This is a genomic window from Streptomyces sp. UNOB3_S3, from assembly GCF_020740895.1.
GTDB lineage: Bacteria > Actinomycetota > Actinomycetes > Streptomycetales > Streptomycetaceae > Streptomyces.
This window is the reverse complement of record NZ_JAILXP010000197.1, coordinates 1-13,007: the sequence shown is the minus strand read 5'-3', so window position 1 is coordinate 13,007 and position 13,007 is coordinate 1. Positions and strand designations below refer to the sequence as shown.

The following is a 13,007-nucleotide window of genomic DNA, read 5'->3' as shown; positions in this document are numbered from 1 at the left end:
GCCCCGAATGCCCCACGGAAAGACGTCGTACGTCTGCCTCCCCTGCCGCGCCTCGTACAAACAGCCGTACCCCGGCTACCACGACCACGAGCGCGTCTGCCCCCGCTGTACCGAGCCCCTCATCCACGCCGGCTCCGCCTTCGCGACCCCCCGCCGCCGCGACAAGGCCGCGTGGCGCACCCTCTCCGTACTCCTGAACGCCGGCATCCGCTTCCACAAATCCTGCTGCGGCGGCCCCGGCTACCGCCCCCGCACGCTGAGCGAGGTCCGCGAGCGCATGACGTACGCCCGCCGCACGGGCGAACCGTTCGCGCGGGCGCTGGTGCGGCGGGAAGTGCCGTAGCCCCCCCGGGGGCACGCGTGCACGACCGCGAGCGCGACCCGTGCCGACTCCGCTACCGTGGCGCCGGGAGCCGCCGATGCCTGGAGGAACCAGTGACCACCGACCAGCCGTGGACGATCGACAGCATCGCCCACGCCCTGCCGCACCCCGAGCTCCGCGCCACGTTCATGCGTGAGGTCTCGTTCACCGACGTCAACGAACTCCCCGACATCCTCGGCCGCTGGGTGGACTTCATCCGGAAGTTCGAAGCCGAACGGCCCCGCCTCGACCGGCTCCGCACCCTCGTGCAGGAGAACGGCCGACTCCCCGCGACCTACACGGCCGGCCTCGTCGACGTGACCGAGGAAGAGCTCCGCGCCGCTGCCGACCAGGGTTGCCGGGGGGCCGCGTGACCTACAGGCTCCGCATCGACCCAAGCCTCCACGCCACCTACAAGGGCCTCCCCGACGGGGCACGCCGCGACCTCGCCGTCTGCCTTCTCGACGCGCTCGGCGATCCCCTCGCCCATTCCACGCCCTACGGCGTCGACGACGGCATCTTCCGCACCATCGCCCACGGTCACACGGCAGGCGTCATCCTCATCGGCGAAGACACCATCACCCTCGTGCAGATCACCCACCTCGGCTGAACCGGCCACCCGGTACACACCGGCGCTGGTGCGGTGGGAGGTGCCGTAGGCCGGACTCCCAGGCATACACGCTCTGCGTCTCTTGCGGCAGCGGAAATCACAACCCGCAGCTACCGAAGGGAGAGGTTCGCGCTGCGGCTACACCCGGCCCTTCGGCTGTTGCTCGGTGACGAACGTCCCCTTCGCGGGCAGAGTGATCAGCAGCCCGCGATCCCGCAGCTCCTGAACGGCGCGGCGGGCCGTGCCGATGGCCACGCCGTACTCTTCGGCCAGATCGCGCTCCCCCGGCAGCCGGGCTCCGAGGCGCAGCTCACCCGCCGCCACCCGAGCGGCTATGTGGTCCGCCACCTGCATATAGACGTACGCCGCTCGTGACGGGTCCACAGGCGAAGTGCCGTGCGCATCTGCCATGCCGGCCACGATAGGGCACTGGGCGGCACCCTCTGCCGAACGCGCGCGAGCGCATCGGTCGGCAAGAGGATGCCCTGTTCACAGCTTCCCGTCGGCGAGTTCCAGGAAGGTCACCTCGACCTTGTCGACGTACTTCTCGCGCTCGGCGAGGAAGTGCCGAACATGCGGCTGCCGTTCGTGCGCGTCGAAAGCGGCACGGCTCTCGTACAGCTCGTAGAAGATCCGCAAGCGCGGCTCATCCGGCACACGGTGGTTGATGTAAACGACCGTACCGGCCTCGTGCCGCCTGATCTCCTCCAGAGTCTGCGACACCAGCTCGTCGAAGCCGACCGCAGCGGCCGCATCGCGAAGCGTGAAGCGAACGACCAGTCCGAAGCCCGGAGTCACGGGCGCTCCCCTCCTCAGTCGAATACGAAATCTCTCAGATTCCGGCCCGACGAGGAGGGCTTTCGCTGACACTACGCGTCGAACTCGTACTCCAGTACGTACGAAGCGGAGTCCAGCGTCATGTCGTTGACCTCGACGGCCCTGCCGCCATCGGCGAATGCCGTGCGGCAGATGTGCACGACGGGCGTGCCCGACGAGAGGCCGAGCAGTTCGGCCTCCTCGGCCGAGGGCATCCGGGTCCGGATCTCCTCACGGAAGCGGACGGGCTTGTGGCCGAGCTCCGTGAGACGCGCGTACGTGCCACCCGGGCCGCTGTCCTCGCGCGTGATCGCAGACCCTGCGACGAGCTCGGCAGGCAGGTACGAGACGGAGAGCTGGACCGGCTTGCCGTCGAGGACGAAGCGCCGGCTCCTGACGCAGACGGCCGCGTCCCGCTCCAGCCCCAGGACTTCGGCCACACCGTCGGGCGCCACCCGCTCGCCGACCTCCACCCGGTCGACGACCAGGACGCGGTCCTCGATGTCCGTCGACCAGATCGAACGACCGGAACCCCATGCTTCTGCGGCCAGCCGCTGGATTCCGCGCCGCCGGAGCGGCCGGAAGGACCGTACGAATACTCCGGCACCCTTACGGGCCTCGGTGATGCCCTCGCTCTGCAGCAGGCCCAGCGCCTGGCGGGCCGTCATACGGGCGACGTTGTACGCGGCCATCAACTCGTTCTCGCCGGGCACCCGGTCGCCCGGGCCGTACTCGCCCGCCTTGATCGCGGCCCGCAGATCGGCGGCGATGCGCTGGTACTTGGGCTGGCGGCCGGAGCCCTGGTTGGCCATCGGGTGATCACCTCTCCTCTCTTGACAGCGTACGGGCGATGCTCCGCCGCCAGGCAGTGGGGGCGCTCACAGGTCATCAGCCGGATTTCCAGAAGCGATTGACGTCTCTAGAGAAGAGCTGATTCACTTTTCTCATCTCTAGAGATGCCTCTAAAGAGGCATCTCCTCGTGCAACGCCCCGTCCCTTTCACCGGATGTGGAGTCCAGATGTACGACGAACCCCCATCGACCGCCCTGCCCGCGCCGTGCGCCCAGTGCAGGGAGATCAAGCACAAGCGCTACGAAGCCGTCCGCCAAGGCGACCGGCGACGTGCCGAGGCCATGGCCACCGCCATGGGGCGGCATCAGCGGGCGGCTCACTGATGGCCGCCACCCTGACCGCCACCGAAACCCCCGCCCGGCACTGCCCGCACCCCGCGGGCAGTTGGACGGCCGCAGGCGGCCTCGCCACCTGTGGCCGGTGCGGCACCCGCCGGATGCTCGACTTCCGGCCGCTCGGGACGGCGTTGGAGCTGCCCGAGCGGGTGGCGCTGTACGCACCGACGGCGTCCGGGCGCGGGCGGGCCCACGCACTCGTGCCGTATCGCCGCCGTGAGCTCCTGCGCCGGCTGCGCGAGGCCAATCGCCGGAGCAGTACGGGCCGGCCGTGGCCCTAGCGCGCCCCCGCACGCGCCGCCCGCGCGCCCCCGCGCTTCCAGGACACGCCCCAGCGCGGTTGCCAATCCGCGCGCCCCGCACTGGAATGCGGAGCCGACGGGGGTATCAGGCGTGCGTCGCGAGAGGAGTCCGATCGTGATCCACATGACCGAGACCCTGGCCGTCCAGACCGTCGAGGGGTTTCTGACCCCCGACGAGACCGAGCGGCTCACCAAGCTTCTCGACGAGCACCTCGCCGCCACCGGCTGGCGGCCCGCCCGGCCCAGTGACGGGCTGGTGGTGCCCGGCGAGGTCCAGGAGATCCTGGCGGCCGGTGTCGAGCGGGCGCTGCCCGCCGTCCGGCGCGTCTTCCCGTCCGTGGCGACCGCCACCCCATGGGATTACCACGACCTCGGCCCCGGCGACAGCATCGAGCCGCATCTGCACGGCATCGGCGAGCCCGACAAGCGACCGCAGCGGGTCGCGCGGGTGGCCTTCCATCTCCAGGAGGCCGACCAGGGCGGGGCGTTCTACGTCGAGACCGCCTCCTCCGAAGCACTGTGGACCGACCGGACCGCCGGTTCCGGCAGCGCTTTCCCGCCCGGTACGCGCTTCGCGAGGGAGATTTCGCACCACGGAGGACCCGAGGCCGGGGCCGCCGTCGCGCTCGCCCGCGTCCCGCGCACCCGCTGGACGAGCGCCCCGCCCGCCCGGACCGCCGTGGTCTACGGCGCCCAGCTCGTGCACGGCGTGGAGACCGTCCGGGCGGGGCGGCTGCGGAAGCTGATCACCAACCTGCTGAGCGACGGCTGACGCGATGGGCCGGCGCGATGGGCTGACGCGTCAGCCCATCGCCGCCTCGTACAGGCTGAAGCCCGCCAGCGCCAGCATCACCAGCGCCGCGATCTTGGTGATCAGCGCCAGCGGGACGTACCGCATCAGCGTCTTGCCGCCCACGATGCCGAGCCCCGCCACGGCCCACAGGCCGAGGGTCGCGCCGACGCCGACCGAGACCGGGTCGTCGTAGCGGGCGGCGAGGTTGGCGGTCATGATCTGGGTGAGGTCGCCGAACTCCGCGACGAGGATCAGCATGAAGCCCGCGCCGGAGACCTTCCAGAAGGACTGGTCGGCGGGCTTCTTGATCTCCTCCTCGTCGTCGTCCTTCTTCAGCAGCAGCATCGCCGCGCCCGCGAGGAAGAGGACGCCGACGATGGCCTGGAGGAGGCGGTGCGGGAGGAGGGTGAGGAGGCTGCCGGCCGCGATGGCCAGGGCGACGTGGACCAGAAAGGCCGCCGCGACGCCCGCGAAGACGTACGAGGCGCGGTAGCGGGTGCCGAGCATCAGGGAGGCCAGGGCCGTCTTGTCGGGGAGCTCGGCGAGGAAGATGACGCCGAAGACCAGGGCGGCGACGGTGAAGCTGAACACAGGGACGGGTTTCCTCTGTCATCGGTGGGAGCGACGCGTCCGCACCGAGAGAAGCACCTGCGTCGAGGAAGTCCAGGAATCAGGGGTCGCTTCGGCACGGCAGCGTCATGGACACTGCGGCCGAAGGTCTCGCTGGCGCGTCCCGTAAAGAGACGGCCTCCGGGCGCCGGCCGGGCGCGAGGCCCAGCAGTATGTCGACGGTCCGGCGAAGAGCTACTCCCCTTCTGCTCCCCCCAGGGTACGTGATCGGCTGAGCAGCCCGCGCGCGACGAGTTCCAGGACGACCGCCACCGCGACCGCCTGCACCGCCATCAGCGCGACCAGCACGAACAGCTGCACCACGCCCGCGAGCAGCGGGGACGCACCGCCCAGCAGCATTCCCACAAACGCGCCGGGCAGGGTGACCAGGCCCACAGTGCGGGTCTGGTCCAGGCCCGGGAGAAGGGCGTCGGAGGCGGCCGGGCGGGCGATCTCCAGGCGGGCGTCGCGGGGGAGGAAGCCCAGGGCCATGGCCGCCTCGGCCTCGCCGTGCCGGGTGCGCAGCTCGTCCAGGGCGCGCCGGCCGGCGAGGACGGTGGCGGTGAGGGCGCCGCCGATGAGGATGCCGGTGACAGGGATGAGGGCGACGCCCTTGGCGGGTACGAGCCCGGTCAGCAGCAGCGCGAGGACGACCGGCAGCACGCCCGCGGCGATCGGCACGGCCGCCCACCACCAGGTGCTGTTGTCGGTGATCCGGCGCCCGGCGGTGCGGACGGCGACGGCGAACATCAGCAGCAGGAAGCCCGCGAGCAGCGGAGCGGCCCGGACCACCCAGCCGATCAGCGCCGAGACGGCGGCCAGCTGGAGGGCCGCGCGCAGCCCGGCGAGGGCGATGGCGCGCGCGTAGCCGCGCTCGCGGCCGTCGGCGAGACGGGCGAGCGCCGCGACGGTGACGGCGACCACGAGGAGGGCGGCCAGCACCGCCCCGAGAGTGGCGTTGACGGGCAGCAGAACGGCGGCGGCGAGCACGCGGCCACCCTACGGTCCGGCAATCCCCGTACGGTCCCGGGCAGCTGGCGGCGTGTCAGAGATGTCGCCGCACAAGGCCCTCACGTCCCACGGAATGGAAGATTCCCCGTCAAGTCCCTTCCATAAAGCCTTGCTTTGACATGCGCGCGTCGCCATCCTGACATCTGGCGACCACCCCCCGTACGTCCGCCACCAGCAAGCTGGCCGCGCTCCAGCGGCCCGTACCCCCTCCACCATCAAGGGAGTTCCCATGCCCAGCGTCTACGCGCGTCGCTCCGCCATAGCGGCAGGGCTCGCCGCCCTGGTCGGCACGCTCGTCCTGAACGGACCGGCGGCCCAGGCCGCCCCGCCCGCCCCGGTCGACGCCGCCACCGCCCGCGCCTACCTGGGCAAGCTGACGGTCGCGGCCGAGGGGCCGATGACCGGCTACAGCCGCGCCAAGTTCCCGCACTGGATCGTCCAGCACGGCGAGTGCAACACCCGCGAGGTCGTCCTCCAGCGCGACGGCAAGGACGTCGAGCAGAACGACAGCTGTGCTGCCGTCTCGGGCACCTGGGTCTCCCCGTACGACGGCGCGACCTGGGACGACGCCTCGGACATCGACATCGACCACCTCGTGCCGCTCGCCGAGGCGTGGCGCTCGGGCGCGAGCGACTGGACCACCGCGCAGCGCAAGGCGTTCGCCAACGACCTGACCCACTCGCAGCTCGTCGCCGTGACCAACAGCGTCAACCGCGAGAAGGGCGACAAGGACCCGGCGAAGTGGATGCCGCCGCTGAAGTCCTACGCCTGCACGTACGCGCGGATGTGGGTCGACGTGAAGTACACGTACAAGCTGTCCGTCGACTCCGCGGAGAAGAACGCGCTGACGGGCATCCTCGGCAGCTGCTGACGGACGCGGCCGCTGATCGGCCCATCGACGACGGGGGCGGGCACGGTGACCTGGGTCACCGCGCCCGCCCCTCCCGTTTCCTATTCCCGGATGAAGGAAATGTGACATCATCCAAAACTCAATTATTGAACTTGCAAGTACTGATTAGGCCCACCTAACCTGAAGTCCTCGTCGTTCCCGTCCCCGATACGACCCGATACGAGGAGCCCTTCCATGCCCCCCACGCCCACCGCCGCGTCCCCGACGGCAGGCGCACCCACCTCCGGCGCGACCGAGGCCACGCTCTCCGCGCGCCTCGACGCCGCCCGCCCGTACGCCCTGTCGCTCTTCCGCGTCGTCGTCGGCCTGCTCTTCGCCTGCCACGGCGCCGCGTCGCTCTTCGGCATCCTCGGCGGTGCCGCGGGCAGCAACGGCGGCACGATCCCGGCCGGCACCTGGCCGGGCTGGTACGCCGCGGTGATCCAGCTGGTGGCGGGCGTGCTCGTGCTGCTGGGCGCCGGCACCCGCAGCGCGGCCTTCATCGCCTCGGGCTCGATGGCGTACGCGTACTTCGACGTCCACCAGAGCATGGCCCTGTGGCCGATCCAGAACGGCGGCGAGGCTTCCGCGATGTTCGCCTGGGCCTTCCTGCTGCTGGTCTTCACCGGCCCGGGCGCCCTGTCGGTGGACCGTTTCTTCGGCCGCGGCAAGCGGTAGGACCGACAGAACCGGCCGCCGGAACCGGCAGGACCGACCGGGTCCATACCGGACCGGACTCGTCCGGATATGTCCGTGGGGTGCGTGATGCGAACAACATCACGTACCCCACGCTCATTTCCCGGCCACTTCAGGCGTACGCTGTACGGTTGTCAAGGCCGCCCCTGCCGCTCCCCTGCGACGTCGCGGCGGGGGACCGTACCGGGAGATCAGGACGTGCTGGAGCAGTTGGGGGCCTTGGCCGGAACCCCGTGGATATACGTGATCGTCGGCTTGTCCGTCCTCCTGGACGTCTTCCTCCCCGTGCTGCCCAGCGGGGTGCTGGTGATCGCCGCCGCGACCGCCGCGGCGGGTTCGGCCGCGGGCGCGGTGGGTGACGCCGCCGTCCAGGGCCACCCGGGCTTCTCCGACATGCTCCCGTTGGTGCTGTGCGCCGCCACGGCCTCGGTGATGGGCGACATGGTCGCCTACCGCCTCGCCTGGCGCGGCGGCGACCGCTTCGGCCGCGCGATCGCCCGCTCCCGCCGCCTCACCGCCGCCCAGGCCAAGCTGGGCACGGCCCTGCTGCGCGGCGGCGGCCCGCTCGTCGTCCTCGCCCGCTTCGCGCCCGCGGGCCGATCCGTGGTCAGCCTGGGCGCGGGCGTGATGCACCGCCGGGTGGCCGAATTCCTCCCCTGGTCCGCGCTGGCGGGCCTGACCTGGGCCGCGTACAGCGTGAGCCTGGGCTACTTCGGCGGCCAGTGGCTGGGCGCGAGCTGGCTCAGCACGGCGGTGTCGGTGTTCGCGCTCTTCGCGGCGGGGTCCGGGGCGGTGTACCTCATGCGCCGGCCGGAGGAGCCGGAGGCGCAGACTCCGTAGCGCCCCCCGTAGGTGTCCACGTACGCCGCACGGCCCGGCTCCGGGAAGGAGCCGGGCCGCGTCCGTTCTACGGCTCTGCCGCTCTGACGGCGAAGCGGGTCAGCGGACGATCTTGGTGAGGCCCTTGTCGATCGCGCCGGCCTTCAGGCCGTTCGCCCAGAGCTGGTTGACCCGGCCGCGCTCGGCGGTGTTCGGGTACGGGTTGGTGCAGGACGGGCCGGGGCCGCCGCCGGACATCAGCTCGCTGCACGGGCCGGAGTAGTGGTCCGGCAGACCGAGGACGTGGCCGGTCTCGTGCGCGGTGACGCGGGTGGAGTCGTACTGCTCGTTCTGCTGGTAGTCGAGGAAGATGTAGCCACGACCGTGCCCGTCGGTGCTGGCGTACGAACCGCGGGAGTCGTTGCCCTCGTAGTATCTGAAGTCGGCGTTGGAGCCGGCGCGCAGCTGGACGTTCCGGACGGAGCTGTTCCATATCTGGGCGCTGTTGGCTATCTCCTGTGCGAAGCTCGGCGCGCTGCTCGGGTCGTAGGTGACCGTGACGACCTGCAGCTGCGGGTTGGCGGCCCGCTTGGCCTGCGCGGACTTCATGACGGCGTCGAAGAAGGCCTTGTTGTTGGACTCCTCGGCCGCCGAGCCGATGTAGGCGGACCGCGACGCGACCGTGCTGGCCTGCGAGGAGCTGTGATCGGCCGCCACCGCCGGGCCGGCGGTCATCGTGGCGGCGAGGCCGAGGCCGAGCGCGGCCGACAGCACCATCGTGGAGCGATTCATGTGGGGGACTCCATTCATGCCGAGAACCCGCTTCGGCCGTCGCGAGGTGGGACGCGACGACAGGGGTTCACCGGGTGAACTCTTGTTCCCCTTGAGTCTCTGACGAGTTATCAATGGTGCGGATGATGCCAGTTGGCCATAGCGCCATCCAATCGCCTATCCTCCGCCACCTCTCCCGCCCCACCCCGTTCAACTGCCCATATGCGTCCGGGATGTGTCTGGTGTGACGTACGGGGCGCGGATATGCTCCCTCTCGTGGAGCTTGAGGTCAGGCACCTCCGTGCACTTTGCGCCATCGCGGACACCGGGAGCGTACGGAAGGCCGCGTTGCAGCTGGGCATGACCCAGCCCTCGCTCACCACCCAGCTCCGCCGCATCGAGGGCACCATCGGCGGGCTGCTGTTCACCCGGGGACAGACCGGAAGTCGCCCCACGCCGCTCGGCCATTCCGTCCTCTCCCGGGCCCGGCCGATCATCGCGGAAATGTCGGCGCTCGTCACCGCGGCGCGAGAGGCCGCCTGTGGCGTCGGGGGCCTGCGGCTGCGCATCGGCAGCATCGGCAGCCGGGCGGTGACGGGCTGGCTGCACCGGATCCACCAGCGGCTGCCGGACACCGATACGACCATCCATATAGAGGTGTCCTCGAACACCCTGCTCCAGCTCCTCGCGACCAACCAGCTGGACGTCGCGTTCGTCCACGAGGCCGCGGGCTTCCCCCTGCACGTACCGGCGGGGGTGGAACGGCGCGTGCTGATCGCCGGCGAGCCGCGCTTCGTCTCCCTGTCCACCGCGCACCCGGCGGCGTCCCGGCCGCTGGTCCGGCTCGCCGAGCTCGCCCACGACGCGTGGATCGTCGACCCGACGGCGGACGAGGAGGCCGCGGCGCTGCGCCGGGTGTTCACGGCCACCGGCCTGGACCCCCGCCTCGTCCACGTCCGCGACAACACCACGGCCGCCGACCTCGTCGCCTCCGGCGAGGCCGTACGCCCCTGCCAGCCCACCGCTGACCCGGCCCCCGGTACGGTGATCCGCCCCCTGACCGGCGACCCCTTCACCGCCCAGCTCTCCCTGGCCTCCCGCCACGGCTCCTTACCCCTGCGGGAACTGGACGCGCTCTACGGCGACTTGATGGACGCGTACGTGGCCGTGGCCGGGGCCAACCCCACCTACCGCGCCTGGCTGGACCGCAACGGCAGCCCCTTGCTGCCGTCGGTGGGCAGCCACTGAGGGGCGTCCCGCCTCACCCGCTCGCCGTCCTCACCCGCCCGCCGTCGCCGGCCCGCCCGGTCCCCCCAGAGCTCCTGGGCCTCACCCTGCCCGCCATACCGGCCTCCTCGACCATGATCATCGGTTCTCGTCGTGCCACCGGGTTCGGGCCCGACCGACGGCACCCCCGACCGCATGACAGCGCCACCCCCCACGCTCTCCGGCACCGCGGCGAGACTTCCGCCGAGAAGCCGATCCCGGCGGCGGCTCTGGCATCCTCCACCGCATGCCGCACGACACCACGCCCCACCTCGCCCGGATATCCGACCCCCACGACATCGCCCCCGGGCTCCGGCAGGAGCTCATCGGCTGCTGGATCGCGGTCACCAACGCCGGCGGCGCCGCGAGGTTCCCGTTCCCGCCGGTCGGGCAGGACGACGTAGCTCCCGTCATGGACGGGCGGCTCGGCTGGCGCGAGACCGGCCGCTGGCCCGACGCCCTCCGGTTCGCGCCCCACGACACCCGCGACGAGATCCTCATGATCCTCGCCCCGCTCTGACGACAGGGACGTCCGGGAACGCCGAAGGCCCCCAGCCGTGATCGGCTGGGGGCCTTCGTAAGGGTGGGCACAGACGGATTTGAACCGCCGACATCCGCTTTGTAAGAGCGGCGCTCTACCGCTGAGCTATGCGCCCTGGAACGAAATGACAGCCTACCTTGCCCCACCCCGGTCCCCGCAAACCCGTGGCGTACGGGGGTTAACCCCACCCCCGATCCGGTAGGAAGTGGGATCCCGGAGCCGCCGGAGCCGCACATACGATCAAGGAAGCAGTGAGCAGAGCCCCCCACCCACCCTGGAGACAGCCCATGAATGCCCGCGTCCGCCGCGCCGTCCGTGCATCAGCCCTCGTCGGCGGGGCCCTCGTCGCCGCGACGGTCCTCACCGGGTGCGGTACGGCCAACGCGGAGGACGCCACGCCCGAGGACCGGACGTTCTCGATCAGTGGGAAGCAGCTCACGGTCGACTCCGACAACTCCGCGATCGAGCTCGTGCCGGTCGCCAAGGACGGCAAGGACATCAAGGTCACCCGGTGGTTCGACGGGTGGACGCTGGGCGGGTCGGCCGGGGTGTCGTGGGAGATGCGGGGGGACACGCTGAAGCTGCGGCTGAAGTGCTCCGGCATCAGCGTGGGCTGCGAGGCCAAGCACCGGATCGAGGTGCCGCGCGGCGTCTCCGTGAAGGTGGACGACGCCAACGGGGAGATCAAGGCCCGCGGCTTCGAGACCCCGCTGACGATCAGGACCGACAACGGCGGCATCGACGTCCGCGACTCCAACGGCGCCCTGGAGCTGGAGACTTCCAACGGCGAGATCACCGCCGAGGGCGTCGGCGCGCCGAGGGTCAAGGCCAGGTCCTCCAACGGGCGGATAGCGATCGGCGCGACGAAGGCCCCCGAGAGCGTCGACGCCGAGACCGACAACGGCGACGTTCGCGTCACCCTCCCCCTCACCGGCTACAAGGTCGACGCCCGCAGCGACTCCGGCGGCGTCAAGGTCGGCGTCCCCCGCGACGACGCCTCCGGGCACTCGGTCCGCGCGCGCAGCCACAACGGCGAGGTGAGCGTCCGCGCCGCCGGCTGACCGGCCCGTGTGCTCGCCGCGGCCGGGTGGGAGAATGACACCCGGGCCTGGGGCGATCCATCGGGAGAGGGCAAGTGACGGCGACGTTCTCACGTACGGTGACGGCTGCGGCCCGGGACGCCCTCGCGCTGGCGCTGCTCCCCCTCCCCCTGATCGCCGCCGCCGTGGCCCTCGCGCCCGCCGCCTTCACCGGCGGTGGCACCCGCCGCTGGGGCTGGGGGCGCGGCGAGGGCCGCCGCGAGGAGGCGCAGGCCGCGAAGGACGCGGCGGCCGCCGCCTTCTACGAGCTGGACACCGCCCAGCGCGAGCTGCGGATCACCATCGAGACGATCACGGCCGTCGACTCCTCCCCCGCCGCCCGCAAGGCGGCCGCCGACTTCGAGGAGTTCGGCCGGCGCATCGACGAGGTCTCGGCCGCCTATATCGCCACCGTCGACTCCCACGATCTCGATCGCGACGATCTGGAAGGCTCAGCCGCCGCCCGCGCCCAGGGCGAGCTGAACCGCGCCAAGGACGAGCTCGTCCGCGTCAAGGGCGACCTGGAGCGGTTCGGGGAGAGCCTCGCCTCCCTGCTGACCAGGGCCGAGAGCCAGCTCGCACAGGTCGCGCCCGCCGTGGAGCGGGCCCGGCAGGGGCTGCGCGCCGCGAGCGGGGCGCTGGACGGGGCCCGGGCGGCGGGCCTGCGCGCCGACGACCTGGCCGCCCGGCTGGCCGCGCTCGGCCCCGAGCTGACCAAGCTCAACGAGGGCGCCGGACGGCACGGCGTCCAGGGGACCGTCCAGCGCGCCGAGGACGTGCTGCGGGAGGCCGACGCCATCCGCGACGAGGCCGAACGGCTGCCGCAGCGGGCCGCCGACCTCGACAAACGACTCGTCTCCCTGCGCACCCGCGCCCAGGCGCTGACCACCCGGGCGGAGGCCGTCGGCCCGGTCCTCAGCGAGCTGCGCCGCCGCTACAGCGCGGCCTGCTGGCAGGACCTCCAGCGGGTGCCCGACGAGGCGCGGCAGGCCGTCGCCGCCGCCGAGGCGAAGCTCGCGGACGCCCGTACCGCCCGGGACGAGCAGCGCTGGGCGGACGCCACCGCGCTCCTGGCCACCGTGCGCGCGCTGCTGGGCACCACCGACGAGGGGATCGCCGCCGCCGGCGACCGGCTGCGGCGGCTGGACGAGGTGGCCTTCGACCACGGCAAGGAGGTCGAGCGCACCCGCTTCGCCCTCCGGGACGCCCAGCGGCTGGCGATGGACGGCCGCAGCACCCCCGACCCCCGGCACGCCC

The 13,007-nt window shown here is 71.8% G+C and carries 19 protein-coding genes and 1 tRNA gene; 13 read left to right on the top strand and 7 right to left on the bottom strand.

Annotation, left to right across the window (positions count from 1 at the left end):
• Nucleotides 1–7: 7 nt before the first annotated feature.
• The 3 genes from K6I33_RS21155 (at nt 8) to K6I33_RS21145 (ending at nt 971) form a co-directional block, all read left to right on the top strand.
• Nucleotides 8–343, top strand: coding sequence for a deoxyxylulose-5-phosphate synthase (locus K6I33_RS21155; protein ID WP_229355180.1), 336 nt, complete (start codon nt 8–10; stop codon nt 341–343).
• A gap of 92 nt (nt 344–435) precedes the next feature.
• Complete coding sequence (locus tag K6I33_RS21150; RefSeq protein ID WP_229355178.1) at nt 436–735, top strand: hypothetical protein; 300 nt, start codon at nt 436–438, stop codon at nt 733–735.
• Complete coding sequence (locus K6I33_RS21145; protein WP_229355176.1) at nt 732–971, top strand: hypothetical protein; 240 nt, start codon at nt 732–734, stop codon at nt 969–971. Before K6I33_RS21150 ends, K6I33_RS21145 begins: the two co-directional genes overlap by 4 nt.
• 138 nt (nt 972–1,109) lie before the next feature.
• Here the strand turns inward: K6I33_RS21145 and K6I33_RS21140 are convergent, their stop codons facing one another.
• The 3 genes from K6I33_RS21140 to K6I33_RS21130 all read right to left on the bottom strand — a co-directional run bounded on the left by K6I33_RS21140 (nt 1,110) and on the right by K6I33_RS21130 (nt 2,599).
• Nucleotides 1,110–1,382 (bottom strand): winged helix-turn-helix domain-containing protein, encoded by a 273-nt coding sequence (locus tag K6I33_RS21140; protein ID WP_229355174.1) that lies wholly within the window; start codon nt 1,380–1,382, stop codon nt 1,110–1,112.
• Between the two features lie 78 nt (nt 1,383–1,460).
• On the bottom strand, nt 1,461–1,769 hold the full coding sequence (locus K6I33_RS21135; protein ID WP_229355172.1) for a putative quinol monooxygenase: 309 nt from the start codon (nt 1,767–1,769) through the stop codon (nt 1,461–1,463).
• Nucleotides 1,770–1,840: 71 nt separating this feature from the next.
• Complete coding sequence (locus K6I33_RS21130; RefSeq protein WP_229355165.1) at nt 1,841–2,599, bottom strand: GntR family transcriptional regulator; 759 nt, start codon at nt 2,597–2,599, stop codon at nt 1,841–1,843.
• 207 nt (nt 2,600–2,806) lie between these two features.
• Between K6I33_RS21130 and K6I33_RS21125 the strand changes: the two genes are divergently transcribed.
• From K6I33_RS21125 to K6I33_RS21115, 3 genes are all read left to right on the top strand, one after another.
• A complete protein-coding gene (locus tag K6I33_RS21125) occupies nt 2,807–2,962 on the top strand; it encodes a hypothetical protein (protein WP_229355163.1) in 156 nt (51 codons plus the stop codon).
• A complete protein-coding gene (locus tag K6I33_RS21120) occupies nt 2,962–3,255 on the top strand; it encodes a DUF6255 family natural product biosynthesis protein (RefSeq protein WP_229355160.1) in 294 nt (97 codons plus the stop codon). Before K6I33_RS21125 ends, K6I33_RS21120 begins: the two co-directional genes overlap by 1 nt.
• A 136-nt stretch (nt 3,256–3,391) precedes the next feature.
• Complete coding sequence (locus tag K6I33_RS21115) at nt 3,392–4,048, top strand: hypothetical protein (RefSeq protein ID WP_229355152.1); 657 nt, start codon at nt 3,392–3,394, stop codon at nt 4,046–4,048.
• 30 nt (nt 4,049–4,078) lie between these two features.
• Here the strand turns inward: K6I33_RS21115 and K6I33_RS21110 are convergent, their stop codons facing one another.
• Together K6I33_RS21110 and K6I33_RS21105 are read right to left on the bottom strand one after the other, a co-directional pair.
• Nucleotides 4,079–4,660, bottom strand: a complete 582-nt coding sequence (locus K6I33_RS21110) for a TMEM165/GDT1 family protein (protein WP_229355149.1) — start codon at nt 4,658–4,660, stop codon at nt 4,079–4,081.
• Nucleotides 4,661–4,873: 213 nt separating this feature from the next.
• Nucleotides 4,874–5,668: an ABC transporter permease gene (locus K6I33_RS21105; protein ID WP_229355142.1), complete on the bottom strand. Its 795-nt coding sequence runs from the start codon at nt 5,666–5,668 to the stop codon at nt 4,874–4,876.
• A gap of 250 nt (nt 5,669–5,918) precedes the next feature.
• Between K6I33_RS21105 and K6I33_RS21100 the strand changes: the two genes are divergently transcribed.
• From K6I33_RS21100 to K6I33_RS21090, 3 genes are all read left to right on the top strand, one after another.
• Complete coding sequence (locus K6I33_RS21100) at nt 5,919–6,560, top strand: HNH endonuclease family protein (protein ID WP_229355140.1); 642 nt, start codon at nt 5,919–5,921, stop codon at nt 6,558–6,560.
• 213 nt (nt 6,561–6,773) lie between these two features.
• Nucleotides 6,774–7,256: a DoxX family protein gene (locus tag K6I33_RS21095; protein WP_229355138.1), complete on the top strand. Its 483-nt coding sequence runs from the start codon at nt 6,774–6,776 to the stop codon at nt 7,254–7,256.
• Nucleotides 7,257–7,472: 216 nt separating this feature from the next.
• On the top strand, nt 7,473–8,114 hold the full coding sequence (locus K6I33_RS21090) for a DedA family protein (protein WP_229355136.1): 642 nt from the start codon (nt 7,473–7,475) through the stop codon (nt 8,112–8,114).
• Nucleotides 8,115–8,213: 99 nt separating this feature from the next.
• On the opposite strand, the gene snpA is transcribed toward K6I33_RS21090, so the two are convergent.
• Entirely contained in the window at nt 8,214–8,885 is a 672-nt protein-coding gene (gene snpA / locus K6I33_RS21085; protein WP_229355130.1) for a snapalysin, read from the bottom strand.
• 243 nt (nt 8,886–9,128) lie between these two features.
• Between snpA and K6I33_RS21080 the strand changes: the two genes are divergently transcribed.
• Both K6I33_RS21080 and K6I33_RS21075 read left to right on the top strand, forming a co-directional pair.
• Nucleotides 9,129–10,112: a LysR family transcriptional regulator gene (locus K6I33_RS21080; RefSeq protein ID WP_229355125.1), complete on the top strand. Its 984-nt coding sequence runs from the start codon at nt 9,129–9,131 to the stop codon at nt 10,110–10,112.
• A 265-nt stretch (nt 10,113–10,377) separates the two neighbouring features.
• On the top strand, nt 10,378–10,650 hold the full coding sequence (locus K6I33_RS21075) for a hypothetical protein (RefSeq protein ID WP_229355123.1): 273 nt from the start codon (nt 10,378–10,380) through the stop codon (nt 10,648–10,650).
• Nucleotides 10,651–10,714: 64 nt separating this feature from the next.
• Here the strand turns inward: K6I33_RS21075 and K6I33_RS21070 are convergent.
• Nucleotides 10,715–10,786: transfer RNA gene (locus K6I33_RS21070), tRNA-Val, on the bottom strand.
• 172 nt (nt 10,787–10,958) lie between these two features.
• Between K6I33_RS21070 and K6I33_RS21065 the strand changes: the two genes are divergently transcribed.
• Nucleotides 10,959–11,732 (top strand): DUF4097 family beta strand repeat-containing protein, encoded by a 774-nt coding sequence (locus tag K6I33_RS21065; RefSeq protein ID WP_229355121.1) that lies wholly within the window; start codon nt 10,959–10,961, stop codon nt 11,730–11,732.
• 74 nt (nt 11,733–11,806) lie between these two features.
• The coding region (locus tag K6I33_RS21060; protein WP_229355119.1) for a hypothetical protein at nt 11,807–13,007 on the top strand (1,201 nt) is incomplete at its 3' end.

Bases quoted from the DNA above. Each gene is read 5' to 3' on its own strand.
- K6I33_RS21065 (WP_229355121.1), top strand. From the start codon at position 10,959: ATGAATGCCCGCGTCCGCCGCGCCGTCCGTGCATCAGCCCTCGTCGGC.
- snpA (WP_229355130.1), bottom strand. From the start codon at position 8,885: ATGAATCGCTCCACGATGGTGCTGTCGGCCGCGCTCGGCCTCGGCCTC.
- K6I33_RS21140 (WP_229355174.1), bottom strand. From the start codon at position 1,382: ATGGCAGATGCGCACGGCACTTCGCCTGTGGACCCGTCACGAGCGGCG.
- K6I33_RS21075 (WP_229355123.1), top strand. From the start codon at position 10,378: ATGCCGCACGACACCACGCCCCACCTCGCCCGGATATCCGACCCCCAC.
- K6I33_RS21095 (WP_229355138.1), top strand. From the start codon at position 6,774: ATGCCCCCCACGCCCACCGCCGCGTCCCCGACGGCAGGCGCACCCACC.
- K6I33_RS21080 (WP_229355125.1), top strand. From the start codon at position 9,129: ATGCTCCCTCTCGTGGAGCTTGAGGTCAGGCACCTCCGTGCACTTTGC.
- K6I33_RS21120 (WP_229355160.1), top strand. From the start codon at position 2,962: ATGGCCGCCACCCTGACCGCCACCGAAACCCCCGCCCGGCACTGCCCG.
- K6I33_RS21125 (WP_229355163.1), top strand. From the start codon at position 2,807: ATGTACGACGAACCCCCATCGACCGCCCTGCCCGCGCCGTGCGCCCAG.
- K6I33_RS21155 (WP_229355180.1), top strand. From the start codon at position 8: ATGCCCCACGGAAAGACGTCGTACGTCTGCCTCCCCTGCCGCGCCTCG.
- K6I33_RS21100 (WP_229355140.1), top strand. From the start codon at position 5,919: ATGCCCAGCGTCTACGCGCGTCGCTCCGCCATAGCGGCAGGGCTCGCC.
- K6I33_RS21130 (WP_229355165.1), bottom strand. From the start codon at position 2,599: ATGGCCAACCAGGGCTCCGGCCGCCAGCCCAAGTACCAGCGCATCGCC.